General features: G+C 62.0%; 21 protein-coding genes. 8 read left to right on the plus strand and 13 right to left on the minus strand.

Going from position 1 to position 22,709, the window contains the following annotated elements:
• Positions 1-68: 68 nt before the first annotated feature.
• From PVV54_RS22520 to rplU, 5 genes are all read right to left on the minus strand, one after another.
• Positions 69-530, minus strand: coding sequence for a CreA family protein (locus PVV54_RS22520; protein WP_446731431.1), 462 nt, complete (start codon positions 528-530; stop codon positions 69-71).
• A complete protein-coding gene (gene proB / locus PVV54_RS22525; RefSeq protein WP_274907351.1) occupies positions 527-1,645 on the minus strand; it encodes a glutamate 5-kinase in 1,119 nt (372 codons plus the stop codon). The genes PVV54_RS22520 and proB overlap by 4 nt, the downstream gene beginning before the upstream one ends.
• Positions 1,646-1,723: 78 nt before the next feature.
• Complete coding sequence (cgtA, locus tag PVV54_RS22530) at positions 1,724-2,947, minus strand: Obg family GTPase CgtA (RefSeq protein WP_274907352.1); 1,224 nt, start codon at positions 2,945-2,947, stop codon at positions 1,724-1,726.
• A 189-nt stretch (positions 2,948-3,136) separates the two neighbouring features.
• The gene (gene rpmA / locus PVV54_RS22535; RefSeq protein WP_003247464.1) at positions 3,137-3,394 is read right to left on the minus strand and encodes a 50S ribosomal protein L27; all 258 of its coding nucleotides are present in this window, start codon (positions 3,392-3,394) and stop codon (positions 3,137-3,139) included.
• Between the two features lie 37 nt (positions 3,395-3,431).
• The gene (gene rplU / locus PVV54_RS22540) at positions 3,432-3,746 is read right to left on the minus strand and encodes a 50S ribosomal protein L21 (protein ID WP_011532169.1); all 315 of its coding nucleotides are present in this window, start codon (positions 3,744-3,746) and stop codon (positions 3,432-3,434) included.
• 245 nt (positions 3,747-3,991) lie between these two features.
• Between rplU and PVV54_RS22545 the strand changes: the two genes are divergently transcribed.
• The 3 genes from PVV54_RS22545 (at position 3,992) to PVV54_RS22555 (ending at position 5,758) form a co-directional block, all read left to right on the plus strand.
• Complete coding sequence (locus PVV54_RS22545; RefSeq protein ID WP_274907353.1) at positions 3,992-4,960, plus strand: polyprenyl synthetase family protein; 969 nt, start codon at positions 3,992-3,994, stop codon at positions 4,958-4,960.
• A 126-nt stretch (positions 4,961-5,086) separates the two neighbouring features.
• The gene (locus PVV54_RS22550) at positions 5,087-5,428 is read left to right on the plus strand and encodes a zinc ribbon domain-containing protein YjdM (protein ID WP_033701376.1); all 342 of its coding nucleotides are present in this window, start codon (positions 5,087-5,089) and stop codon (positions 5,426-5,428) included.
• Positions 5,429-5,512: 84 nt separating this feature from the next.
• Complete coding sequence (locus tag PVV54_RS22555) at positions 5,513-5,758, plus strand: PA4570 family protein (protein WP_274907354.1); 246 nt, start codon at positions 5,513-5,515, stop codon at positions 5,756-5,758.
• Positions 5,759-5,856: 98 nt separating this feature from the next.
• Here PVV54_RS22555 and PVV54_RS22560 read toward each other — a convergent pair whose 3' ends face one another.
• The 5 genes from PVV54_RS22560 to PVV54_RS22580 form a co-directional block, all read right to left on the minus strand.
• Positions 5,857-6,474, minus strand: a complete 618-nt coding sequence (locus PVV54_RS22560) for an FKBP-type peptidyl-prolyl cis-trans isomerase (RefSeq protein WP_274907355.1) — start codon at positions 6,472-6,474, stop codon at positions 5,857-5,859.
• An 86-nt stretch (positions 6,475-6,560) separates the two neighbouring features.
• Positions 6,561-6,866, minus strand: coding sequence for a DUF6482 family protein (locus tag PVV54_RS22565; protein WP_274907356.1), 306 nt, complete (start codon positions 6,864-6,866; stop codon positions 6,561-6,563).
• Between the two features lie 239 nt (positions 6,867-7,105).
• Complete coding sequence (locus PVV54_RS22570) at positions 7,106-7,594, minus strand: TIGR00645 family protein (protein WP_012316304.1); 489 nt, start codon at positions 7,592-7,594, stop codon at positions 7,106-7,108.
• Between the two features lie 98 nt (positions 7,595-7,692).
• Positions 7,693-8,031 carry a PA4575 family protein gene (locus PVV54_RS22575; RefSeq protein WP_274907357.1) on the minus strand — a complete coding sequence of 113 codons (339 nt, stop codon included), beginning with the start codon at positions 8,029-8,031 and terminating at the stop codon, positions 7,693-7,695.
• A 161-nt stretch (positions 8,032-8,192) separates the two neighbouring features.
• On the minus strand, positions 8,193-10,631 hold the full coding sequence (locus tag PVV54_RS22580) for a Lon protease family protein (RefSeq protein ID WP_274907358.1): 2,439 nt from the start codon (positions 10,629-10,631) through the stop codon (positions 8,193-8,195).
• A 253-nt stretch (positions 10,632-10,884) separates the two neighbouring features.
• Here PVV54_RS22580 and PVV54_RS22585 point away from each other — a divergent pair, with 253 nt between their 5' ends.
• The 4 genes from PVV54_RS22585 (at position 10,885) to PVV54_RS22600 (ending at position 14,335) form a co-directional block, all read left to right on the plus strand.
• On the plus strand, positions 10,885-11,373 hold the full coding sequence (locus PVV54_RS22585) for a DUF3015 domain-containing protein (RefSeq protein WP_274907359.1): 489 nt from the start codon (positions 10,885-10,887) through the stop codon (positions 11,371-11,373).
• A 75-nt stretch (positions 11,374-11,448) separates the two neighbouring features.
• On the plus strand, positions 11,449-13,302 hold the full coding sequence (locus tag PVV54_RS22590) for an Lnb N-terminal periplasmic domain-containing protein (RefSeq protein ID WP_274907360.1): 1,854 nt from the start codon (positions 11,449-11,451) through the stop codon (positions 13,300-13,302).
• Between the two features lie 110 nt (positions 13,303-13,412).
• Positions 13,413-13,769 (plus strand): hypothetical protein, encoded by a 357-nt coding sequence (locus tag PVV54_RS22595; protein WP_274907361.1) that lies wholly within the window; start codon positions 13,413-13,415, stop codon positions 13,767-13,769.
• A 68-nt stretch (positions 13,770-13,837) separates the two neighbouring features.
• On the plus strand, positions 13,838-14,335 hold the full coding sequence (locus PVV54_RS22600) for a GreA/GreB family elongation factor (RefSeq protein ID WP_274907362.1): 498 nt from the start codon (positions 13,838-13,840) through the stop codon (positions 14,333-14,335).
• A gap of 155 nt (positions 14,336-14,490) precedes the next feature.
• Here PVV54_RS22600 and gdhA read toward each other — a convergent pair whose 3' ends face one another.
• The 3 genes from gdhA to PVV54_RS22615 form a co-directional block, all read right to left on the minus strand.
• Positions 14,491-15,831: an NADP-specific glutamate dehydrogenase gene (gene gdhA / locus PVV54_RS22605; protein WP_274907363.1), complete on the minus strand. Its 1,341-nt coding sequence runs from the start codon at positions 15,829-15,831 to the stop codon at positions 14,491-14,493.
• Positions 15,832-16,043: 212 nt separating this feature from the next.
• Positions 16,044-17,711 (minus strand): energy-dependent translational throttle protein EttA, encoded by a 1,668-nt coding sequence (gene ettA, locus PVV54_RS22610; protein WP_274907364.1) that lies wholly within the window; start codon positions 17,709-17,711, stop codon positions 16,044-16,046.
• 309 nt (positions 17,712-18,020) lie between these two features.
• Complete coding sequence (locus PVV54_RS22615; protein WP_274907365.1) at positions 18,021-18,359, minus strand: hypothetical protein; 339 nt, start codon at positions 18,357-18,359, stop codon at positions 18,021-18,023.
• A gap of 258 nt (positions 18,360-18,617) precedes the next feature.
• Here PVV54_RS22615 and PVV54_RS22620 point away from each other — a divergent pair, with 258 nt between their 5' ends.
• The gene (locus PVV54_RS22620) at positions 18,618-22,448 is read left to right on the plus strand and encodes a sensor domain-containing protein (RefSeq protein ID WP_274907366.1); all 3,831 of its coding nucleotides are present in this window, start codon (positions 18,618-18,620) and stop codon (positions 22,446-22,448) included.
• Positions 22,449-22,709 lie beyond the last annotated feature (261 nt).

Below are 22,709 nucleotides of genomic sequence, written 5' to 3' on the forward strand. Positions count from 1 at the left end.
CGCTCCTACACGGCTTTGTAGGAGCGGATTTATCCGCGATGGAGGCCAAAGGCCTCCCTCTTACGCTATCAATGCGCCCAAGGCAGGATTGGTATCGCCGTCACCGCATTCTGCGGGCTGCCTTCGATCATGCGGTCGCTGTACACCAGGTACACCAGCGTGTTGCGCTTCTTGTCCAGAAAGCGCACCACCTGCATGGTCTTGAACACCAGCGAGGTGCGCTCCTTGAACACCTCTTCACCGTCCTTCAACTCACCCTTGAAGTTGATCGGCCCTACCTGACGGCAGGCAATCGATGCCTCTGCCCGGTCCTCCGCCAACCCCAATCCACCTTTCACGCCGCCAGTCTTGGCGCGCGACAGATAGCAGGTCACACCTTCAACCTTGGGATCATCAAAAGCCTCGACCACAATGCGATCATTCGGCCCGAGGAACTTGAACACGGTGGAAACCTGACCGATCTCCTCGGCCGTTGCCACTACCGGCAGTGCGAGCAGTACAACGGCGAACAGCCGCTTCAGCAGGCTCATACCAGCACCAGGTTATCGCGGTGCACCAATTCCGGCTCGGCGCTGTAACCCAGCAGGCTTTCGATGGCGTCTGATGGCTGGCCAATGATCTTCTGCGCTTCGAGTGCGCTGTAGTTGGCCAGGCCGCGCGCCACTTCAATGCCATCCGGGCCCACGCAAACCACCATCTCACCACGACGGAAGCTGCCTTGGACGGTTTTCACACCCACCGGCAGCAGGCTCTTGTTGGCCGCACGCAGCGCCTGTACGGCACCGGCATCCAGCACCAAAGTGCCACGGGTTTGCAGGTGGCCGGCCAGCCACTGCTTGCGTGCCGCCAGCATGCCGCGCTCAGGCGACAGCAGCGTACCCAGGCGCTCACCGGCCTTCAGGCGGTCCAGCACGCGCTCGATACGGCCACCGATGATGATGGTGTGCGCACCGGAACGTGCTGCCAGGCGAGCCGCACGCAACTTGGTCTGCATGCCGCCACGGCCCAACGCGCCGCCGGTACCACCAGCCACGGCGTCGAGCGACGGGTCGTCGGCGCGGGCTTCGTAAATCAATTGGGCTTCGGGGTTGTTGCGCGGGTCAGCGTCGAACATGCCGTCACGGTCGGTGAGGATCACCAGCAGGTCGGCTTCCACCAGGTTGGCCACCAGCGCAGCCAGGGTATCGTTGTCGCCAAAGCGGATTTCGTCGGTGACCACGGTGTCGTTTTCGTTGATCACCGGCACCACACCCAGGTCGACCAGGGTACGCAGGGTGCTGCGTGCGTTGAGGTAACGCTTGCGATCGGAAAGGTCGTCGTGGGTCAGCAGGATTTGCGCGGTGTGCTTGCCGTGCTCGCCGAAGCTCGACTCCCAGGCCTGCACCAGGCGCATCTGGCCGATGGACGCAGCCGCCTGCAGCTCGTTCATCGCGCTCGGTCGGGACGTCCAGCCCAGCTGGCTCATGCCAGCGGCCACGGCCCCGGAGGACACCAGCACCAGTTCCACACCCGCTTCACGCAGGGCCACCATCTGCTCGACCCACACGGCCATGGCGCCACGGTCCAGGCCCTTGCCATCGGCGGTCAGCAGCGCGCTGCCAATCTTCACGACCCAGCGCTTGGCGCCAGTCACCTTGCTTCGCATCTTCTCTTCCAACCTGTGTCGAATCTGTAGATACCAAAACGCCGCTCATTTGAGCGGCGTTTAGTGTACTGCAACCGGTCAGTCGCGCACGTAAATGATTTCCGGGCCGTCTTCGTCGTCCTCGAAATCATCCCAGTCGTCATCATCGCCGATGTCGTGCACGCTCTTGACGCCGGTACGGCGCAGGGTGCGCGCGTCGTCCAGGGCCTGCAGCTGGGCACGGGCTTCGTCTTCGATGCGCTGGTCGAGTTCGGCCAGCTCTTCGGCGTAGGCCGGGTCGTTGGCCAGGCGGTCGGCGCGGTCTTCGAGGTAGCGCATCAGGTCGTGGCTGAGCTGCTCGGTGCCCTGTTTGGAGATAGCCGAGATCACGTAAACCGGGCCATCCCAGTTCAGGCGCTCGACCACTTCCTTCACGCGCTCCTCGCGCTCGTCGTCCATGACCATGTCGGACTTGTTCAGCACCAGCCAGCGCTCGCGGTCGATCAATGCCGGGCTGAACTGCGCCAGCTCGTTGATGATCACTTCGGCAGCGTCGGCCGGGCTGCTGCCGTCCAGCGGCGCCAGGTCGACCAAATGCAGCAGCACGCGGGTACGGGCCAGGTGCTTGAGGAAGCGGATACCCAGGCCGGCACCTTCGGATGCGCCTTCGATCAGGCCGGGAATGTCGGCGATGACGAAGCTCTTCCAGCGGTCGACGCTGACCACGCCCAGGTTTGGCACCAGGGTGGTGAACGGGTAGTCGGCCACTTTCGGCTTGGCGGCGGAAACCGAGCGGATGAAGGTGGACTTGCCCGCATTCGGCAGGCCCAGCAGGCCAACGTCGGCCAGTACTTTCAGCTCCATCTTCAAGTCGCGCTGATCACCTGGCTTGCCCGGGGTGGTCTGGCGCGGCGCACGGTTGGTGCTGGATTTGAAACGGGTGTTGCCCAGGCCGTGCCAGCCGCCTTGGGCGACCATCAGCTTCTGGCCAGGGGCCACCAGGTCGCCGATCACTTCCTGGGTGGAAGCGTCGATCACCGTGGTGCCAACCGGCACGCGCAGGAACAGGTCTTCACCTTTCTTGCCGGTGCAGTCGGTGCTGCCGCCGTTGGCGCCGCGCTGGGCTTCGTGGTGGCGGGTGTAGCGGTAGTCGACCAGGGTGTTGAGGTTTTCGTCGGCAACCATGTACACCGAACCACCATCACCACCGTCACCGCCGTTGGGGCCGCCGTTCTCGATGAACTTTTCGCGACGGAAGCTCATGCAACCGTTGCCGCCGTCACCGGCTTTGACCCGAATGGATACTTCGTCAACAAACTTCATTCAAAAAACCGCCTCTCGCCTTCCGACGAGTTGAATACTTAAAAAACCTGAGGCTCTTGCAAAAATGAGCGCGGCGGCCCCGTACGACCAGTTAACCACGCCGGCAGCCCATACAAACAGCTTTGCAAGAGGCTCACCACAAACGAAAAAGCCCCGTCGCATGACGGGGCTTCTGGAGCGACGTCGCTATTAAGCGGCGACGATGCTCACGTAACGGCGCATGAACTCGCCTTTCTTCTCGAACTTGATCACGCCTTCGATCTTGGCGAACAAGGTGTGGTCCTTGCCCATGCCAACGCCGTAGCCAGCGTGGAATTCGGTGCCGCGCTGACGGACGATGATGTTGCCTGGCTTGATAACCTGGCCGCCATACATCTTCACGCCAAGGCGTTTCGATTCTGAGTCGCGACCGTTACGAGTACTACCACCAGCCTTTTTGTGAGCCATGGTTCAATCTCCAAATAAATTCAGGGGAACCGGGCGATTAAGCCTGGATACCGGTGATTTTGATCTCGGTGAACCACTGGCGGTGGCCCATACGCTTCATGTGGTGCTTACGACGACGGAACTTGATGATGCGGACTTTGTCGTGACGGCCTTGCGAAACGACTTCAGCCACAACTTTGGCACCAGCAACGACTGGAGCGCCGATGGTGACGTCGTCGCCATTGGCAACCAGCAGAACGCGATCGAAGGTTACGGATTCGCCAGTGGCGACTTCCAGCTTCTCGATCTTGAGGAATTCACCTTCAGCGACTTTGTACTGCTTGCCGCCGGTAACGATTACTGCGTAAGACATGGGTATTTCTCCGATAATCCTGCTCACCCAGCGCTTTATATGATGAGTATTGGCTGGCATGGCTGCACGAGGCTGGAAAGGCCCGGTGCAATTGCGTAAGGCAGGTGCTGCCCAGGAAGTTAGGGTGCGCGATTGTACGCAACCCGGGTTTTGCTTGCAAGTGCCGCCCCCTGCCAGCGGGCAGCGCGCCTTGACACACCGGGGCCTGCGACCTAGCATGCCGCGCAACCTCACTGGAGCAGCCGATGCAACCCCAAACCTTCTACCGCGCGGTGGCTGAAGATTTCAGCGCCGTCGACGAGATCATCAAGAAGCAGCTGACCTCGCGCGTGCCGCTGGTATCGAAGATCGGCGACTATATCACGTCCGCCGGCGGCAAGCGCCTGCGCCCGCTGCTGGTGCTGCTGTGCGGCAAGGCTTTGGGCCGCGAAGGCGACGACCTGCGCCTGCTGGCCGCAACCATCGAGTTCCTGCACACCGCCACCCTGCTGCATGACGATGTGGTCGACATGTCGGGCATGCGCCGTGGCCGCTCCACCGCCAACGCCCTGTGGGGCAACGCGCCGAGCGTGCTGGTGGGTGACTTCCTTTATTCGCGCTCGTTCGAAATGATGGTCGAACTGGGCTCGATGCCGGTCATGCAAATCCTCTCCAAGGCCACCCGCGTAATCGCCGAGGGTGAAGTGCTGCAGCTGTCGCGGGTACGCGACGCCAGCACCACCGAAGAGGTGTACATGGACGTCATCCGCGGCAAGACCGCCATGCTGTTCGAAGCCTCCACCCACAGCGCCGCCGCGCTGGCCGAGGCCACCGAAGAGCAGCGTGAAGCCCTGCGCACCTTCGGCGACCACCTGGGCGTGGCCTTCCAGCTGGTCGACGACCTGCTGGACTACGAAGGCGATGCCGAAGCGCTGGGCAAGAACGTGGGTGACGACCTGGCCGAAGGCAAGCCAACCCTGCCGCTGATCTACGCCATGCGCGAAGGCACGCCGGAGCAGGCTGCGCTGGTGCGCCAGGCCATTCAGAAGGGTGGCCTGGAAGACCTGGAGCCGATCCGTGAAGCGGTCAAGGCCTCGGGCGCCCTGGCGTACACCGCGCAACTGGCGCGTGACTATGTGGCCAAAGCCATCGAGTGCCTGGAAGTGCTGCCAGCCAGCGAATACCGGGATGCGCTGGTTGAGCTGAGCGAGTTCGCGGTAGCACGGACCCACTGACAGTTCAAAGTAGTCTTCATTCGCGGCGCTTCGGCGCCGCGAAGCTTTTGGGCACACAGAAACACTTCGCGCACAAAACCTTATACAATATGGGCCTTTAACCGTCCGTCTGTTTAAGGAACCGAAGTGAGCACGCTGCCTCCCTGCCCCAAATGCAATTCCGAATACACCTACGAGGATGGCACTCAGCTGATCTGCCCCGAGTGCGCCCACGAGTGGTCGGCCAATGGCGAAGCAGACGCCGCCAGCGATGACGTGGTGAAGAAGGATTCGGTCGGCAACGTTCTGCAGGACGGCGACACCGTCACCGTGATCAAGGACCTCAAGGTCAAGGGCTCGTCCCTGGTGGTCAAGGTCGGTACCAAGGTCAAGAATATCCGCCTGTGCGACGGCGACCACGATATCGACTGCAAGATCGACGGCATCGGCGCAATGAAACTGAAGTCGGAATTCGTTCGCAAGGTCTGATTTACACAAAAATTGCCAATAGGCACTTGCTATTTTGATAATAAGAATTATTCTCATTGGAAATGCTTTCCAAGGAGAATAGCCATGACTTATCTGATAGACGCCTGGCTGGACCGCCCCCACCCTTACCTGCGCATCCTGCACCGTGAAACCGGTGAAGTGTGCGCAGTGCTTGAAGAAGAAGCACTGGATGAACTGCGCGACCAGGGTGACCTGGACTTGAGCGGGTTGAACTCCAGTGAGCCAGTGGTGCTCAAGGAGCTGGTGCGGAATTTGTTTCTGTTCTGCTATGCGCGGGCGTTGCGGCCTGCGGGTACGGACTGGAATTGATGGTTGCAGGCCTGAAGCCATCGCGGATGAATCCGCTCCTACCGGGGGTGCACCCCGGCCTGTAGGAGCGGATTCATCCGCGATTGGCTACACAGGCATTACAGAACGTCGAGCAGCTCGACGTCGAACACCAGCACGCTGTGCGGCGGGATGCTGCCAACGCCTTGGGCGCCGTAGGCCAGCTCGCTTGGCACATACAGGCGCCATTTGCTGCCAGCGTTCATCAGCTGCAGGGCTTCGGTCCAGCCAGCGATCACGCCACCAACCGGGAATTCGGCCGGCTGGCCACGCTCGTAGGAGCTGTCGAACACGGTGCCGTCGATCAGGGTGCCGTGGTAGTGAGTACGCACGTTGCTTTCGCGGGTTGGCTTGGCGCCTTCACCAGCAGTCAGTACTTCGAACTGCAGGCCCGAAGCCAGGGTGGTGATGCCGTCACGCTTGGCGTTTTCAGCCAGGAATTCCTTACCGACAGCAGCAGCGGCTTCAGCCTTGGCTGCCGCTTCGGCTTGCATCACGTCACGGATGACCTTGAAGCTGGCCGACAGGTCGGCCTCGCTTACGCGGCTCTCAGCGCCATTGAAGGCGTCGGTCAGGCCAGCAAGGATGGCTTCCAGGCTCACGCCTGGTGGCGGGTTGTCGCGCAGCTGGCCGCCCAGCTGACGGCCGATGCCGTAGCTGACGCGCGTTTCGTCGGTGGTCAGGTTGAGTTCGGACATTGTCATGCTCCACTGCAGGGCGCAGTGAGGCCGCGCCCTTGATGAAAAGGGCGAGCAGCCTAGCACACTGGGGCTGCGGGGCGCAGCTACCAGGCCGAACGGGGTGAAATCGGGACTTTGAGGTCTTCTTCCGGGTGCGAACCCATGCCGACCATTTCGTCCTGCACAGACCAGTGCACCAGGTTCATCGACACCATCGGAATGGTTTGTAGCACCGTGCGCGCATCTTCCACCGAACGCACGCGCAAACGCTCGCCGCGGTTGTCTGCCAACGGGTGGGCACGGCCTTTGACTCGGGCTTCAAGCAGGTAATCGCCACCTTCAATGGCGATCAGGTTCACTTCATCGACATGGCCAGCCCTGGCCTCGGTATTGAGCTGTTGCAGGTTCATGAGAGCACCTCGCCTGTGAACCACGCATGAGTGCTCATTTTTTGTGCAGGGCGGGGAAATATACAAGACGTGACAGAGGCCGCCGGTCAGTTCACGAATTCTGTAGGAGCGGCCTTGTGTCGCGAAAGGGCTGCAACGCAGCCCCGGCAATATCAGTTGCGAAGCTGAAATCCAGGGGCCGCTACGCGACCCTTTCGCGACACAAGGCCGCTCCCACAACAACCGGGCGCGGCAGGCGCTTAGTGCTTGGTGACCTTGTCCAGGTACCCCATGCAGAACGCCGACACCACAAAGGTCATGTGGATGATCACGTACCACATCAGGTAATCCGTGGAGATGTTCTGTGCATCCATGAACACCCGCAGCAGGTGGATGGACGAAATCGCCACGATCGACGCGGCAACCTTCATCTTCAACGACGAAGAGTCCATCTTGCCCAGCCAGTTGAGCTTCTCCTTGCTGTCGTCGATGTCCAGCTGCGACACGAAATTTTCATAGCCGGAGATCATCACCATCACCAGCAGGCCGCCAACCAGCGACATGTCGATCAGCGACAGGATCACCAGAATCAGGTCGGCTTCGCTCAAGGCGAAAACGTTGGGCAATACGTGGATGACTTCCTGGAAGAACTTGAGGGCAAGCGCCAACAAACCCAGGGACAAGCCGAAGTAGATAGGGGCAAGCAGCCAGCGCGAGGCATACATTGCGTTTTCGAGAATACGTTCCATGAAGGGCTAGGGACTCGTCAGGTGGCTGGAAAGCGACGGCGAGTATAGCCAGCCACCTGTGACAGCAAAAGCCTGCGGCGTGTTGCCGCAGGTTGCGTTCAGGTTTCCGGGTGGAACTGGTAATCCCCGAGGTTTTTGCAGCGCTCGCCATTGATGCGGCGCAATTGCGCCTGCAAATGCAAGCACCAGATTTGCGGCCCATCCGCCACTTGGTAGCCATGCAGGGTCAGGCTGTCGACGATGGCATTGAGCACGGATTCGGCCACCAACGGCCCGTGGAAAGGCCCTTGAGCCTTGATGGCCGAAGGCTGCTCACCGGCCATGCCGGCGGCAAACAACAGCGTCCACATGCCGTTGTCACCGGCCAGTGGGCGGATGCTGCATTCGATGCGGGTCACCAGGCCCAGGCACTGGCGAGTAAGGCTGAGGTTGCGCATGGCCGCGTCCCTCCAGAAAGCCCTGTTCAGCCTGCATATGCCAGGCTGTTTCCATCCTGAACCCTGATGCCGTCCTAAGTTCCAGCATAGAAGAAAGGTGCGAAAAGATGGAAAACCGGCGCTAAACGGTAGCACATGGCCGCTAGCGCCGGTTTATTGACTCAGGCTGGCTTGGCCTGGGCAATCACCTCTTCGAGCCGTTCTTTTTCCGCCTTCTCGACTTCCTCTTCGCTGATCATTTCGGAGATTTCGCTCAAGCGCTCTACCACACGCGCATTCACGCTGCCTTCGGTGAACACGCCCTTGTCGTCCAGCACACCAGCTTCCTCACCTACCAGCAGGCTCAGCGCCTCGTCGGCCTGGCTGACTGCGTAAACGTGGAACTGGCCATTCTCCACCGCCTGCAACACGCGCTCGTCGAGCATCAACGTGGCGACGTTGGCACGCGGGATGATCACCCCCTGCTCGCCTGTCAGGCCACGCGCCTCGCACAAGCGGAAGAAGCCTTCGATCTTTTCGTTCACACCGCCCACGGCCTGCACTTCACCGAACTGGTTGATCGAACCGGTAATGGCAAAGCACTGTTTGAGCGGCGTGCGCGACAGGGCCGAGATCAGCGTGCAGGCCTCACCCAGCGATGCGCTGTCGCCGTCCACGTAACCGTAGGACTGCTCCAGCGCGATACTGGCGGAAATCGCCAGCGGGAATTCCTGCGCGTAACGGCTGCCCAGGTAACCGGTGAGGATCATCACCCCTTTGGAGTGGATTGGCTGGCCGAGATTAACCTCTCGCTCGATGTCGACAATGCCACTGCCGCCCGGGTACACCGTGGCGGAAATCCGCGCCGGCATACCGAACGCCGAATCGCCCACCTCCAGCACGGTGAGGCCGTTGCACTTGCCGATGGCCGCACCTTCGGTGTCGATCAGGATGATGCCGGCGAGCATGTCGTCCAGCACCCGCTGGGAAACACGCCCCGTGCGGGTGGCCTTGGCCTTGAGCGCACGCTCGATATGGCCGGCGTCGGTCATCTCGTCGCTGGCCAGCTGGCGGATGAAGTCCGCCTCGCTCACCAGCTGGAACAAGTCGCCGATACGTGCCGACAGTCGCGACTGGTTTTCTGCCAGGCGCGCGCTGTAGGTGGCCAACCGCGCCACGGCATCGCTGGTCAGCGGCGCCATGCCTTCTTCGTTGGTGCGGGTGCGCAGCAACTGGGCGAACTGCTCCAGGTTCTCGTCGACCATCGGCAGGTCTTCGTCGAAGTCGACCAGCACGCGGAACATCTCCTGGAAGTCCGAGTCGTGGTCTTGCAGCGCGTAGTACAGCTGGCGCGACCCAATGATCACCAGTTTGACGTTGAGCGGGATCATCTGCGGCGTCAGGCTGACGGTGGCGACGCGGCCCAGCTCACCCAGCGGCGACTCCATCTTCAGCTTGCGCGACTGCAAGGCACGCTTGAGCGCATCCCACACGAACGGCTCGCCCAGCATTTTCTCGGCTTCCAGAATCAGGAAACCGCCATTGGCGCGGTGCAGCGCGCCCGGGCGAAGCTGGCGATACGAGGTGTACAGCGCACCCTGGTCGGTGCTGTATTCGATGCGGCCGAACAGGTTGTCGTAGGTCGGGTGCGGCTCGAACACCACTGGCGCGCCGCCGTCTGCGTGATGGCCGACCACCAGGCTTGGGGCGTACTGCTCTTCCAGCAGTTTGCGGGCCACGGCGTCGGTCTTGCTGTCGTCGACCAGTTGCTCCACCACCGTGCGCAGCAGGTTGAGCTGCATGGACTGCAGGTAGGCGCACACGGCCGCGTTTTCGGCGTACTTTTCCGACAGCGGCGCCAGCAGCGGCTGCAGGGCCAGGGTGATGGTTTCTTCGTTGAGCTGACGCAGCTGGTTGTTCGACTCGCGCTTCCACTGCGGCAGGCTCGCCAGCTCTTCGTTCAGCCGCTCTTCGAGCAGTGCGATGTCCTCGTGGAACTGCTCGCGCACTTCTTCCGGCAACTGGGCGAACTCCGCTTCGTCCAGCGCCTTGCCGTCGGCCATCGGGGTAAAGGCGACGTTACTGGCGTCGCGGTAAAGGGCCACGTCCTTTTCCAGCGAGGCGCGCTCGATCACATCCAGCGCACGGTCGTAACGTTGGTTGAAGGCGCGGTCGATGGCGCCCTTTTTCTGCTGGTAGGACGGGTGCTCGAACACCGCCGGGAAGGTGGCCAGCAGGTTGTCGATCAGCACGCCCATGTCGGCGATGAACGCCGCCGCGCTACCGGACGGTAGTTCCAATGCGCGCGGTTCGCGGGTGTCGTCGAAATGGTTGACGTAGACCCAGTCGGCCGGGGTCTGCTGGCGCTTGCCCTCGGCCTTGAGGTAGCGCTTGACGAACGAGAAGCGGCCAGTGCCAGGCTCGCCCATCACATACACGTTGTAACCCGGGCGCGGCATGGCCACGCCGAACTGCAGGGCCTCGACAGCACGCTCCTGGCCCAGGACTCCGCGAAACGGCTCCAGATCGTCGGTGTTGGTAAAGGCAAACTGCTCGGGGGAGAAACGCCGGGTCAGGGCTTCAGGCGCAAGACGCAGGCGCGCAGCGACAGGATCGGGCATTGGGTTTCCTTACTTCGGCGGGCAGATACGCAGCATTCTGGCGCTGCCCGCGCGCGCCTTGCAAGGCTCGGCGGGACTTTATGTCGCAGTAGACTATTCATCATCGGCAAGCAAATTTTTCGCAATCAATGACGCAACCTTTAGATCGTGCCTAAACTCCAAGCTGCGCGGGTGGGTGAAACGCTTTCCCGACCTGGCAACCGAGTTGCCAGAAACCCTGACCCTTGGTTAAGACAAATAGAGAACAAATGCTATGAAACGGATTCTTCTGGGTACTCTGTTCACCGTGGTCTCGCTCAACGCCATGGCCGAAGCGCCAGGTGGCCCGAACTGCGGTTGGGGCAACATGCTGTTCGAAGGCCAACGCGGCACGCCAGCACACTTCCTGGCCTCCACCACCAACGGCACCTCTGGTAACGCCACCTTCGGCATGACCTCCGGCACCAACGGCTGCTCGACCAAAGCCTCGCTGACCTACGGCGGCAAATCGTGGTTCGCCATGAATGGCATGATGAACGAGCTGTCCGAAGACATGGCCATGGGCCAGGGCGAAGCGCTCACCACCTACGCCGTGGTGCTGGGCGTTGCACCTGAAGACCGCGGCTACTTCGCTTCGGTTACCCACCAGCATTTCAACCAGATCTTCAGCAGCGCCGACGTGACTGCCGAAACTGTCCACACCAACACCCTCGCCGTTCTGAAGAACGACCCGCGCCTGGCCAAGTACGCTACCGAGGCCTGATGCCGGTTGCTCCCGCCCCGGCTCCGGGGCGGGCTTCGCCTTTCTTTCGGCATCGTTCAGAAGTAGTTGCCCGACATGCTCAAACGCCTCGCTTACCTGGCGCTGTGTGCCTGCGCCCCGCTGCATGCTGCACCCCTGCTGGATGAAAGCCGCCTCCAGCAACTGGCCAACACCCCTTACTGGATTGCCCTGGGCCACTACGAAACCGCCAAGCTCGGCGGTTGGCGCAGCTATGTGGACGATGACAACTTCTTCCTGGCCGAGGACGGCGCGCACCACCCGGACCGCGAATTGCGGGCCACGGTACAAGCGCTGTATGCCCCGGCGAGCCTGGGCGACAAGCATGCCCAGTGCGTGTTCCCGGCCCGCACCCGCTGGCTGAGTGAACAACTGAACCTGCAAGACCTGCCAACACCCGACTGCCAGGAATTCAAAACCTGGTACAAATCGATCGCCCCCCACAGCGCCACGCTGATTTTCCCGGCGGCCTACCTGAACAGCCCGTCATCGATGTTCGGCCACACCCTGCTGCGCATCGACCAGTCCAACACCCGCAGCGACGACACCACGCTGCTGAGCTACGCAATCAACTTCGGAGCCTACATCGAAGGCAGCGACAACAGCATTTTGTACGCCTGGAAAGGCCTGATGGGCGGCTACCCTGGCTTGTTCGCGCTGATGCCCTACCAGGAAAAACTCTCCGAGTACCGCAGCCTGGAAAACCGTGACCTGTGGGAATACCAGCTGGACCTCACCCCCGAAGAAACCGGCCGAATGGTCGAACACGTGTGGGAGCTCAAGCAGGTCCAGTTCGACTACTTCTTCTTCGACGAAAACTGCTCGTACCGCCTGCTGGAACTGCTACAGGTGGCGCGGCCAAGCCTGGACCTGACGTCACAGTTCCCGCTTACCGCCATCCCCACCGACACGGTCAAGGCAGTGAAGCAGTCAGGCCTGGTGACCGACGTGCGATATCGCCCTTCGCGCGAGCGCGAGTTGCTGGCCCGCGCCGAACCGTTGGACCATGCCGAAAAGCGCCAGGTGCTGGCCGTCAGTGCCGACACCGCGCAACTGCAAAGCCCGGAATTCACCACCCTGCCCCGCGAGCGTCAGGCACTGGTGCAGGACGCCGCTTACCGACTGGAACGCTACCGCGCCAATGGCGAAGTACGCGACCCGGGCCAGGCCAAACGCAGCTTCGAGCTGTTGCGGGCAATCAACCGCAACCCACCGCCCCCGCTGCAGATCGAACGCCCCGGCTTGCCCGAGGACGGCCACGACTCACGCACCTGGCAATTGGGCGTAGGCACCCGGGAAGACCGCGCTTACGCCGAGTACGGCCTGCGCATGGCGTACCACGACCTCAATGACAACGCCTACGGCTTCCCGCTTGGCGCGCAGATCGAAATCCTGCAGCTCAAGCTGCGCCAGTACGAGGGCAACGACTGGCAGGTACAGCGGCTGGACCTGGCCACCATCCGTTCGCTGACTCCGCGCAACGAGCTGCTCAAGCCCTGGTCATGGCAGGTGGCCGGCGGCCTGGAGCGGGTGCCGGGCAAGCATGATGACGAAGTGCTGGTGAGCCATGTGAACGGTGGCGCCGGGGGCACCTGGCAACTGGCTGACGGGTTGCTGGGCTTTGCATTGGGCACGGTGCGGGTGGAGCATCACAACGACTTTGCCCAGTTCATCGCCCCGGCGGCCGGGTTCAACGGTGGGCTGCTGTGGCGCAACGGGTTGGGCAACATGACGCTTGAGGCCAAGGGGGATTACTTCACCAATGGTGAGGTACGGCGCAGCGTGAGCCTGAACCAGCAGTGGGAGATCAGCCAGAACCTCGGGTTGAGGTTGAGTGCTTCGCGGGAATTCAGCCATTTGGCAACTGCGCAGAACGAGGTGATGCTGGAAGTGAAGTGGTATCACTACTAGGCCGATGTACACCGGCACTGTGAACCAACCGACTCTTTGACACTGTTTTGACACCTGCCCGACAAATCGCCACCTAGACTCTTCAGCATCATTCGAAGAGTCTTGTGGCCATGTTGCGGTACGGTTTTGCGCTAGGCGTTGTGTTGTTGCTGGCAGGTTGCCAAACCACCCATGAGCAGATGCTCAACCAAGGCTACCCGCCCGCCTATGCCGACGGTTTTCAGGACGGTTGCAGCAGCGGCCGCCAGGCCGCAGCCATGATGGCCGGTGATTTTCGCAAAAACGTACCGCGCTACCTGCAAGACCGCCAATACGAAAGCGGCTGGGACGATGGTTTTCGTCAGTGCCAGGCCATGCAGCGCAGCGAAGAGCAGCGTGAGTACCACGAACGCTTCTGGGATGACCGCGACCGCGAATGGCAGCAAGAGAAAGACCGCGACGCCGCACGTGCCTACCGACGCAATTAGGTCGCAAACGGGCATCTGCTGAAACCGCCAACCTGTCACCATGGTCTCCTGCACAAGGAGGCCCCTTCATGAGCCGAGCATTCGTCAACGAGGACAACGCCGCCGCCCAGGCCGACCAGCCAGTGGAGCGGCGCGTCAGTGAGCAGCCCAACTACGTGACCGCCAATGGTTTGCACCAGCTACAGCATCGGGTGGCCGAGCTTAATGCCTTGCGCAGCGAACTGCAGGCGCAAGGCGAGCGCGGCGACAAACAGCGGCTGGCGGATGCCGAACGGGACTTGCGCTACTTCAGCGCCCGGGTGCAAAGCGCGCAGGTGGTGCCACCCGCCACCTCGATCAGCAAGGTGCAGATTGGCAGCCGGGTGCGGTTTGTTGACGAGCAGGATCAGGAACATGTGGTGCAACTGGTTGGCGAGGATGAAGCCGATGCCGGGCGTGGGCTGATCAATTGGGGCTCGCCACTGGGACGGGCTTTGATGGGGGCCGGGCCAGGGGATGAGGTGCTGTGGCGGCGGCCGGCGGGGGATCAGATGATCGAGATACTTGCAATTGAGGGTGAAAGCTGAGGGCCCTGGGGGCCGCTGTGCAGCCCATCGCGACACAAGGCCGCTCCCACAGAAATATCATTAAGCCTGAGGCTTGCGCAGTCCCTGTGGGAGCGGCCTTGCCGGGACGCCGGACCGGTCGGAAAGGGCCGCACAGCGGCCCCGGCAGTCTCAAATCAGACCACGCCTTGAGCCAGCATCGCGTCCGCCACTTTCACAAACCCGGCAATGTTCGCACCCTTCACGTAATTGACCGTGCCATCCGCCTCTTCGCCGTAATGCACGCAAGCATGGTGAATCGACTGCATGATGTGGTGCAGCTTGCTGTCCACCTCACCGGCAGTCCACAGCAAACGCATGGCGTTCTGCGACATTTCCAGGCCCGATACGGCAACACCACCGGCGTTGGAAGCCTTGCCCGGTGCGTACAAAATGCCAGCTTCCAGGAAGATATCCACAGCCTCCAGCGTGGTCGGCATGTTGGCGCCTTCTGCCACGCAGATGCAGCCATTGCGCAGCAGGGTGCGGGCGTCTTCGGCACCCAGTTCGTTCTGGGTGGCACATGGCAGTGCGATGTCGCACGGCAGGCTCCATGGCGTGTGGCCCTTGCGGAACTCCAGGCCAAACTGGTCAGCCAGCTCGCTGATGCGGCCACGCTTGACGTTCTTCAGCTCCATCAATGCGTCCCACTGGGCATCGGTCAGGCCAGCTTCGGCGTACAGGGTGCCTTCGGAGTCCGACAGCGAAATGACCTTGCCGCCCAGGTCCATAACCTTACGCGCTGCGTACTGGGCCACGTTACCGGAGCCGGAAATGGCCACACGGCGGCCGTCAATACGCAGGTCTTTGCGCTTGAGCATTTCCTCGGCGAAGTACACGCAGCCATAGCCGGTGGCCTCTGGGCGGATGAGGCTACCGCCGTAGGTCATGCCTTTGCCGGTCAGCACCGACGTGAACTGGTTGGCCAGGCGCTTGTACTGGCCGAACATGAAGCCGATTTCGCGAGCGCCCACGCCGATATCACCGGCAGGCACGTCACAGTCGGCACCGATGTGGCGGTACAGCTCGCTCATGAAGGCCTGGCAGAAGCGCATCACTTCAGCATCGCTTTTGCCTTTGGGGTCGAAGTCCGACCCGCCCTTGCCGCCGCCCATGGGCAGCGAGGTGAGGGAGTTCTTGAAGGTTTGTTCGAAGGCCAGGAACTTGAGCACGCTCAGGTTCACCGAAGGGTGGAAGCGCAGGCCGCCCTTGTAAGGGCCGATGGCGCTGTTCATCTGGATACGATAGCCGCGGTTGACCTGGACTTTGCCTTGGTCGTCAACCCACGACACCCGGAACAGCACGGCACGCTCTGGTTCGACCACGCGCTCAAGGATGCCGGCTTGCAGGTAGTGGGGGTTGGCCTCAAGGAAGGGCCAGAGGCTACGCAGGACTTCTTCCACGGCTTGGTGGAATTCGGGTTGGGCAGGGTCGCGCTGCTTGAGGCGTGCGAGGAAATTGTCGACAGATTCGATCATGGTAGACATCTCACCAAGAGGATTGGACTTATTGGTTTTTTCGGGAATGTACCAAGAAGCAATCGCACTGGAATAGGGCGCAATGTCGTTTTTATGAAATTTTTTGGTGCGTTTTGTATAAGTGTATACAAAATTATTGCAAGTCTGGCCTGATTGCCAGGCACAAAAATGGGGCCTCAAAGGGCCCCATTTCTGTGCATCCAAAAACCGGCTTACTGGGCCAGCTTCTTGTGACGCACTCGGTGCGGCTGGGCAGCGGCATCACCCAGGCGCTTTTTGCGGTCTGCTTCGTACTCGGTGTAGTTGCCCTCGAAGAACACCACGTTCGAGTCGTCTTCGTACGCCAGGATGTGGGTGGCCACACGGTCCAGGAACCAACGGTCGTGGGAAATCACGATCGCGGCGCCCGGGAAGTCCAGCAGGGCTTCTTCCAGCGAACGCAGGGTTTCGACGTCGAGGTCGTTGGACGGTTCGTCCAGCAGCAGGACGTTACCGCCCTCCTTCAGAGTCAGCGCCAGGTGCAGGCGGCCACGCTCACCACCGGACAGGTCCTTGACGAACTTCTGCTGGTCGCCACCCTTGAAGTTGAAGCGGCCAACGTAGGTGCGCGACGGGATCTCGTAGTTGCCGATGCGGATCTGGTCGGAGCCGTCGGAAATCTGCTGGAACACGGTCTTAGCGCCGTCCAGGTCTTCACGGCTCTGGTCCACGCAGGCCAGTTGCACGGTTTCACCGATCTCGATGCTGCCCGAATCCGGCTGCTCCTTGCCCATCAGCATGCGGAACAGGGTCGACTTACCGGCACCGTTACCACCGATAACGCCGACGATGGCGCCTTTTGGCATGGCGAACGACAGGTTGTCGATCAGCACGCGGTCGCCATAGCCTTTGCTGACGTTTTTGAACTCGATGACCTTGTCACCCAGGCGCGGGCCGGCCGGGATGTAGATCTCGTTGGTTTCGCTGCGCTTCTGGAATTCCTGCGACTGCATTTCTTCGAAGCGTTGCAGACGGGCCTTGGATTTGGACTGGCGGGCCTTGGCGCCTTTGCGCACCCACTCCAGTTCTTCTTTCATGGCCTTTTCGTGGGCGCTCTGCTGCTTGGACTCTTGCGCCAGACGGTCCGACTTGGCCTCCAGCCAGCCCGAGTAGTTGCCTTCGTACGGGATACCAGCGCCGCGGTCCAGTTCGAGGATCCAGCCAGCGACGTTGTCGAGGAAGTAACGGTCGTGGGTAATCGCTACCACGGTGCCCGGGAAGTCGTGCAGGAAGCGCTCCAGCCAGGCCACCGAGTCGGCGTCCAGGTGGTTGGTTGGTTCGTCGAGCAGCAGCATGTCGGGGGCCGACAGCAGCAGGCGGCACAGGGCAACACGGCGCTTTTCACCACCGGAGAGGTGCTCGATGCGCGCATCCCAGGCCGGCAGGCGCAGGGCGTCGGCGGCAACGTCCAGCTGGCGCTCCAGGTTGTGGCCGTCGGCAGCCTGCAGGATGGCTTCGAGCTTGGCCTGTTCGGCAGCCAGCTTGTCGAAGTCGGCATCCGGCTCGGCATAGGCGGCGTAAACCTCGTCCAGACGGGCCTGGGCGTCCTTGATCACGCTGACCGCTTCCTCGACCACTTCACGCACGGTCTTGGTCGGGTCCAGTTGCGGCTCCTGCGGCAGGTAGCCAACGTTGATGTCGGGCATCGGACGGGCTTCGCCGTCGAATTCCTTGTCGACGCCCGCCATGATCCGCAGCAAGGTCGATTTACCCGCGCCGTTCAGGCCGAGCACGCCGATCTTGGCGCCAGGGAAGAACGACAGGGAAATATTCTTGAGAATTTCCCGCTTCGGCGGCACGACCTTGCTCAGCCGATGCATGGTGTAGACGTATTGAGCCAAAACCAAGCCCTCTAATCAGATAGGTAAAGACATCGACGATCGCCCCGGCGCAACGGCCAGGGGATGTGTTTACGGGGTGTAGTGAACAAAGACGACCATTCTACGCCAACGCGCGGCGTTGCACAGGGTGGTCGGATGGTGGGAGCAGAGCTTGCATGATTCTTGTGGGAGCGGCCTTGTGTCGCGAAAGGGCCGCGCAGCGGCCCCAGAATATCGGCTTTAAAGCAAATATTGTGGGGGCCGCTGCGCAGCCCTTTCGCGACACAAGGCCGCTCCCACAAGAGAAAAGGCCAATTGGCCTTGAATGATTCAGACGTGACGCTGTTTAACTTTGCCACGCGGCAGCCGGCAGCGGTCGCCTTGCTCGGCCAGGCGCGCAGCCCAGGCCGATTTCACGCTAAAGCCACCGCTACGCGCAGGCTTGGCCTGCACTTGGGCCACAGCCGGTGCCGCCGCCACCTTGGCGGTCTTGCGCAGCTCGGCCAGCGAAGGGGTTTTATTCTTGGACGCAGCAGGCGCGTCAGCCTTGACCAGCGAGCGCTGGCACGATTTGCAGGATACGTCCTCGGTCACGGCAGTGCTGACAAGGGTCTGACTGCTGCGCCCACAGGCGGAATCGAGGCCATTGGAGGAAAAGTGAGTAACCAAAACCAAACATCTCCGATGCGTTGTCATTGAAGCGGGCCGCATTCTCGCACAGGTTGCAGGGGCTTGCCGAACGCACCCGCTTCACCACGACCGTCGGCGCTTCACCATCATGCTGGCACTTTGACACAATGACAGGCATGCTAGCCCGTTTCGGGTATCCGGCTATATAGTGCGCCACCGCAGTCCAGGCCGCTGCGAACCGGCATATACCGTGCATGACTCAACCTGCCATCGCCAGCCCAATCGCAGGACCTACGCTTGACCAATCTCAATCAACCGTCTTCGTTGCGTTCCGCTCCACCGGCCCCGGGCGCGCCCCTGCGCGGTTCGGTGAAGGGTGCATTGGCGCTGCTGGCCCTGATTTTGTTGGGCTTGCTGCTCTGGCAGCTGTTCGCCCAGTTCCGCCACACCCAGGCCGACCAGCGCGAACAGAGCCTGATGGCCACCGCAGAGCTGGCCGACCACCTGAGCCTGAACATGGCGCTTAAGGCCCAGCAAGCGCTCAACCTGGTCCAGCCCTACGTCAAACCGCCGACGCCCGACGCATTGCCCACCTTGCTGGCGACCCTGCGCGAACGCCTGCCCACCCTGCGGCACATCGCCTGGCTTGACCACTCCGGGCAACTGCGCAGCGACAGCCTGGCCAACAGCCCCGACCGCCAACTGATTGGCGAACTGCTCGAGCTGAACAAGGGCAATGGCTACTTTTTCGCCAATGCAGCGGACAACAACAGCATCTACCTGCTGCTGCGCCAGACCAGCGAACAGGACCGTGGCTACTGGCTACTTCGCCTTTCCCCTGACTATTACCGCGAGCTGACCGTACACCTCGACGGCCCCGGCCACCCGCTTTGGCTGCTGGAAAACAGCCGCAGCGGCGATGTGCTGGAGCGCCATGGCCCCATGCCCACCAGTGACGAACCCCTGCAAAGCGTGATGCTGGCGTTCATCGAGAACAGCACCTGGCAACTGCGTGGCCTGTTCGATGCCGGCATGGCCCGCCAGCAACTGCTGCCGGCGCTGCTGGGCAAATGCCTGCTGGCACTGTTCTGCGCCCTGTTGCCAGTGCTGGCGCTGATCAACATGCGCCGCCGCCAACGCGCCCTGCAGGAGGACCGCCGGCGCTATCACGAAATTTTCGAGGGCACCGGCGTGGCACTGTGCGTGCTCGACCTGTCCAGCCTGCCCGGCCAGCTCGACCGCTACCACCTGCGCAACCTGGCCGGGCTCAAGCAGAGCCTGGCTCTGGACCCAAGCCTGCGCCGCTCGCTGCTGCAGGAATTGAAGATCACCGAAATCAACCAGGTCGCACGCCAGCTGCTCAACGTGGATTGCCACGAAGGCGCCTGGCAACGCCTGATCGACGGCAGCGGCGATGGCCGCGAGAGCGTTGGCATGCAGTTGATCGACGCACTGATCGAACAGCGCCCGTCCCTTGAGCTGGAAGTACGCCTGCCTGCGCCACTGGGTGGCGAACTGCACCTGTGGCTGATGGCCCGCCTGCCCCAGCAGCGCCGGGATTACCAGGCGGTAATCCTGAGCATCAGCGACATCACCAGCCGCAAGCAGGTTGAACTGTCACTGCTGGAGCGTGAGAGCTTCTGGTCGGACGTGGTGCGCACCGTGCCCGACCAGCTCTACGTGCAGGACGTGTTCAGCCAGCGCATGATTTTCAGCAACCGCCACCTCGGCCAGACGCTGGGCTACGACCGCAACGAGCTGGCGCACATGGGTGACCGCTTCTGGGAATTGCTGCTGCACCCCGAAGATGCCACGCACTACCAGACCCTGCGCCAGCAGCAGCGCGACAACGGCCACAGCCAGTCGCTGCACACCCAACTGCGCTTCCGCCACCGGGACGGCGGCTGGCGTTGCTACGACATCCGCGAGCAAGTGTTGACCCGCGACAGCGAAGGCCTGGTCACCCGCATCATCGGTGTGGGCAAGGATGTGACCGTGCAGATCGAAGCCAGCCAGTCCCTGCGCGACAGCGAACAGCGTTACCGCATGCTCGCCGAGAGCATCAGCGACGTGATCTTCTCCACCGACAGCGGGCTGCAGCTCAACTACGTCAGCCCCTCGGTGCAGGCGGTGCTTGGCTACCCGGCGGAGTGGATTTTCGAAAACGGCTGGCAGTCGATCATCGCCAACCCGTCCCAGCTCACTGGCATTTACGGCCTGATGGAAAAGGTCAGCAAGGCCATGAGCGACAGTGAGCAACTGGCGCAACTGCGCAGCCAGTTGCCTACGCAACTGTTCCTGTTCGACTGCCTGCGCGCCGATGGCCGCAAAATCCCCATCGAACTGCGCCTGGTGCTGGTGTGGGACGACCACGAACGCTTTGAAGGCGTGCTCGGCGTAGGCCGCGACATCAGCCAGCAACGCCGCGCGGAAAAAGACCTGCGCATGGCCGCCACGGTATTCGAGCACTCCACATCGGCCATCCTCATCACCGACCCGGCCGGCTACATCGTGCAGGCCAACGAGGCCTTCAGCCGAGTCACCGGCTACGCCGTCAGCGATGTGCTCGACGAGTTGCCCGGCATGCTGGCCGTGGACGAACAGCAGGAAGGCCACCTGCGCTACGTGGTCAAGCAACTGCACCTGCGCGGCAGCTGGGAAGGTGAAATGTGGCTCAAGCGCCGCGACGGCGACCGCTACCCGGCGTGGGTAGGCATTACCGCCGTGCTGGACGATGAAGGCGACCTGGCCAGCTACGTGTGCTTCTTCACCGACATCAGCGAGCGCAAGGCCAGCGAGCAACGCATCCACCGCCTGGCCTATTACGACGCCCTCACCCACCTGCCCAACCGCACGCTGTTCCAGGACCGCCTGCACACCGCGCTGCAGCAGGCCGAGCGGCAAAAGGCCTGGGTGGTGCTGATGTTCCTTGACCTGGACCGCTTCAAGCCGATCAACGACTCGCTGGGCCACGCCGCCGGCGACCGCATGCTCAAGGACATGGCCCTGCGCCTGCTGGCCTGCGTGGACGACGACGACACGGTGGCGCGCATGGGTGGCGACGAATTCACCCTGCTGCTGCAACCGCGCGCCACCCGGGAAATGGCACTGAACCGCGCCATCCACGTGGCCGAGAACATCCTGGCCAGCCTGGTGCGGCCGTTTGTGCTGGAAAGCCGCGAGTTTTTCGTTACCGCCAGTATCGGCATCGCCCTCAGCCCGCAGGACGGCAGCGAGCTGAGCCAGCTGATGAAAAACGCCGACACCGCCATGTACCACGCCAAGGAACGCGGCAAGAACAACTTCCAGTTCTACCAGGCCGAAATGAACGCCAGCGCCCTGGAGCGCCTGGAGCTTGAAAGCGACCTGCGCCACGCGCTGGAGCAGAACGAATTCATTCTTTACTACCAGCCGCAGTTCAGCGGCGACGGCATGCGCCTGACCGGCGCCGAAGCGTTGCTGCGCTGGCGCCACCCTACCCGTGGCCTGGTGCCGCCGGGCGACTTCATCCCGGTGATCGAAGAGCTCGGCCTGGTGGTGGATGTGGGCGACTGGGTGCTGCGCGAAGCCAGCCGCCAGCTCAAGGCCTGGCACAAGGCCAAGGTGCGCGTGCCTAAGGTATCGGTGAACATTTCGGCGCGGCAGTTCTCGGACGGCCAGCTGGGCAACCGTATTGCCGCCATTCTGGAAGAAAGCGGCCTGCCGCCGGCGTGCCTGGAGCTGGAGCTGACCGAAAGTATCCTTATGCGCGATGTGAACGAGGCGATGCAGATTCTCGACGGCCTGAAGGTGCTGGGCCTGAGCATCGCGGTTGACGACTTTGGCACGGGTTACTCGTCGCTCAACTACCTGAAGCAGTTCCCCATCGATGTGCTGAAGATCGACCGCACCTTCGTCGACGGCCTGCCCGAAGGCGAGCAGGACGCGCAGATTGCCCGGGCGATTATCGCCATGGCCCACAGCTTGAACCTGGCGGTAATTGCCGAGGGCGTCGAAACCCACGAACAACTGGAGTTCCTGCGCGAGCACGGTTGCGACGAGGTACAGGGCTACCTGTTCGGCCGCCCGATGCCCGCCAACCAGTTCGAAGCGCAGTTCAGCAACGAAACGCTGTTCATGTTCCAGTAACTGCTTGTGGGAACAACTGCCTTGAGCTGCCACCACAAGTTCAGTGCTCACCTCAAGGCATGCGCAAACCCTGTGGGAGCGGCCTTGTGTCGCGAAAGGGCTGCACAGCAGCCCCAGCAACATTGGCTGCAAAGCTGAAATCCTGGGGCTGCTACGCAGCCCTTTCGCGACACAAGGCCGCTCCCACACACAGCGCGTAAAAGCGGACTTTTGAGTCAACTCCCGCACGCATCCAGCCCAGTCGCCACGCGGGATACATCA

Source organism: Pseudomonas sp. PSKL.D1 (genome assembly GCF_028898945.1).
GTDB lineage: Bacteria > Pseudomonadota > Gammaproteobacteria > Pseudomonadales > Pseudomonadaceae > Aquipseudomonas.

Coding starts and splice junctions, on each gene's coding strand:
- PVV54_RS22520 (WP_446731431.1), bottom strand. CDS start 530: ATGAGCCTGCTGAAGCGGCTGTTCGCCGTTGTACTGCTCGCACTGCCG.
- proB (WP_274907351.1), bottom strand. CDS start 1,645: ATGCGAAGCAAGGTGACTGGCGCCAAGCGCTGGGTCGTGAAGATTGGC.
- cgtA (WP_274907352.1), bottom strand. CDS start 2,947: ATGAAGTTTGTTGACGAAGTATCCATTCGGGTCAAAGCCGGTGACGGC.
- rpmA (WP_003247464.1), bottom strand. CDS start 3,394: ATGGCTCACAAAAAGGCTGGTGGTAGTACTCGTAACGGTCGCGACTCA.
- rplU (WP_011532169.1), bottom strand. CDS start 3,746: ATGTCTTACGCAGTAATCGTTACCGGCGGCAAGCAGTACAAAGTCGCT.
- PVV54_RS22545 (WP_274907353.1), top strand. CDS start 3,992: ATGCAACCCCAAACCTTCTACCGCGCGGTGGCTGAAGATTTCAGCGCC.
- PVV54_RS22555 (WP_274907354.1), top strand. CDS start 5,513: ATGACTTATCTGATAGACGCCTGGCTGGACCGCCCCCACCCTTACCTG.
- PVV54_RS22560 (WP_274907355.1), bottom strand. CDS start 6,474: ATGTCCGAACTCAACCTGACCACCGACGAAACGCGCGTCAGCTACGGC.
- PVV54_RS22565 (WP_274907356.1), bottom strand. CDS start 6,866: ATGAACCTGCAACAGCTCAATACCGAGGCCAGGGCTGGCCATGTCGAT.
- PVV54_RS22570 (WP_012316304.1), bottom strand. CDS start 7,594: ATGGAACGTATTCTCGAAAACGCAATGTATGCCTCGCGCTGGCTGCTT.
- PVV54_RS22575 (WP_274907357.1), bottom strand. CDS start 8,031: ATGCGCAACCTCAGCCTTACTCGCCAGTGCCTGGGCCTGGTGACCCGC.
- PVV54_RS22580 (WP_274907358.1), bottom strand. CDS start 10,631: ATGCCCGATCCTGTCGCTGCGCGCCTGCGTCTTGCGCCTGAAGCCCTG.
- PVV54_RS22585 (WP_274907359.1), top strand. CDS start 10,885: ATGAAACGGATTCTTCTGGGTACTCTGTTCACCGTGGTCTCGCTCAAC.
- PVV54_RS22590 (WP_274907360.1), top strand. CDS start 11,449: ATGCTCAAACGCCTCGCTTACCTGGCGCTGTGTGCCTGCGCCCCGCTG.
- PVV54_RS22595 (WP_274907361.1), top strand. CDS start 13,413: ATGTTGCGGTACGGTTTTGCGCTAGGCGTTGTGTTGTTGCTGGCAGGT.
- PVV54_RS22600 (WP_274907362.1), top strand. CDS start 13,838: ATGAGCCGAGCATTCGTCAACGAGGACAACGCCGCCGCCCAGGCCGAC.
- gdhA (WP_274907363.1), bottom strand. CDS start 15,831: ATGATCGAATCTGTCGACAATTTCCTCGCACGCCTCAAGCAGCGCGAC.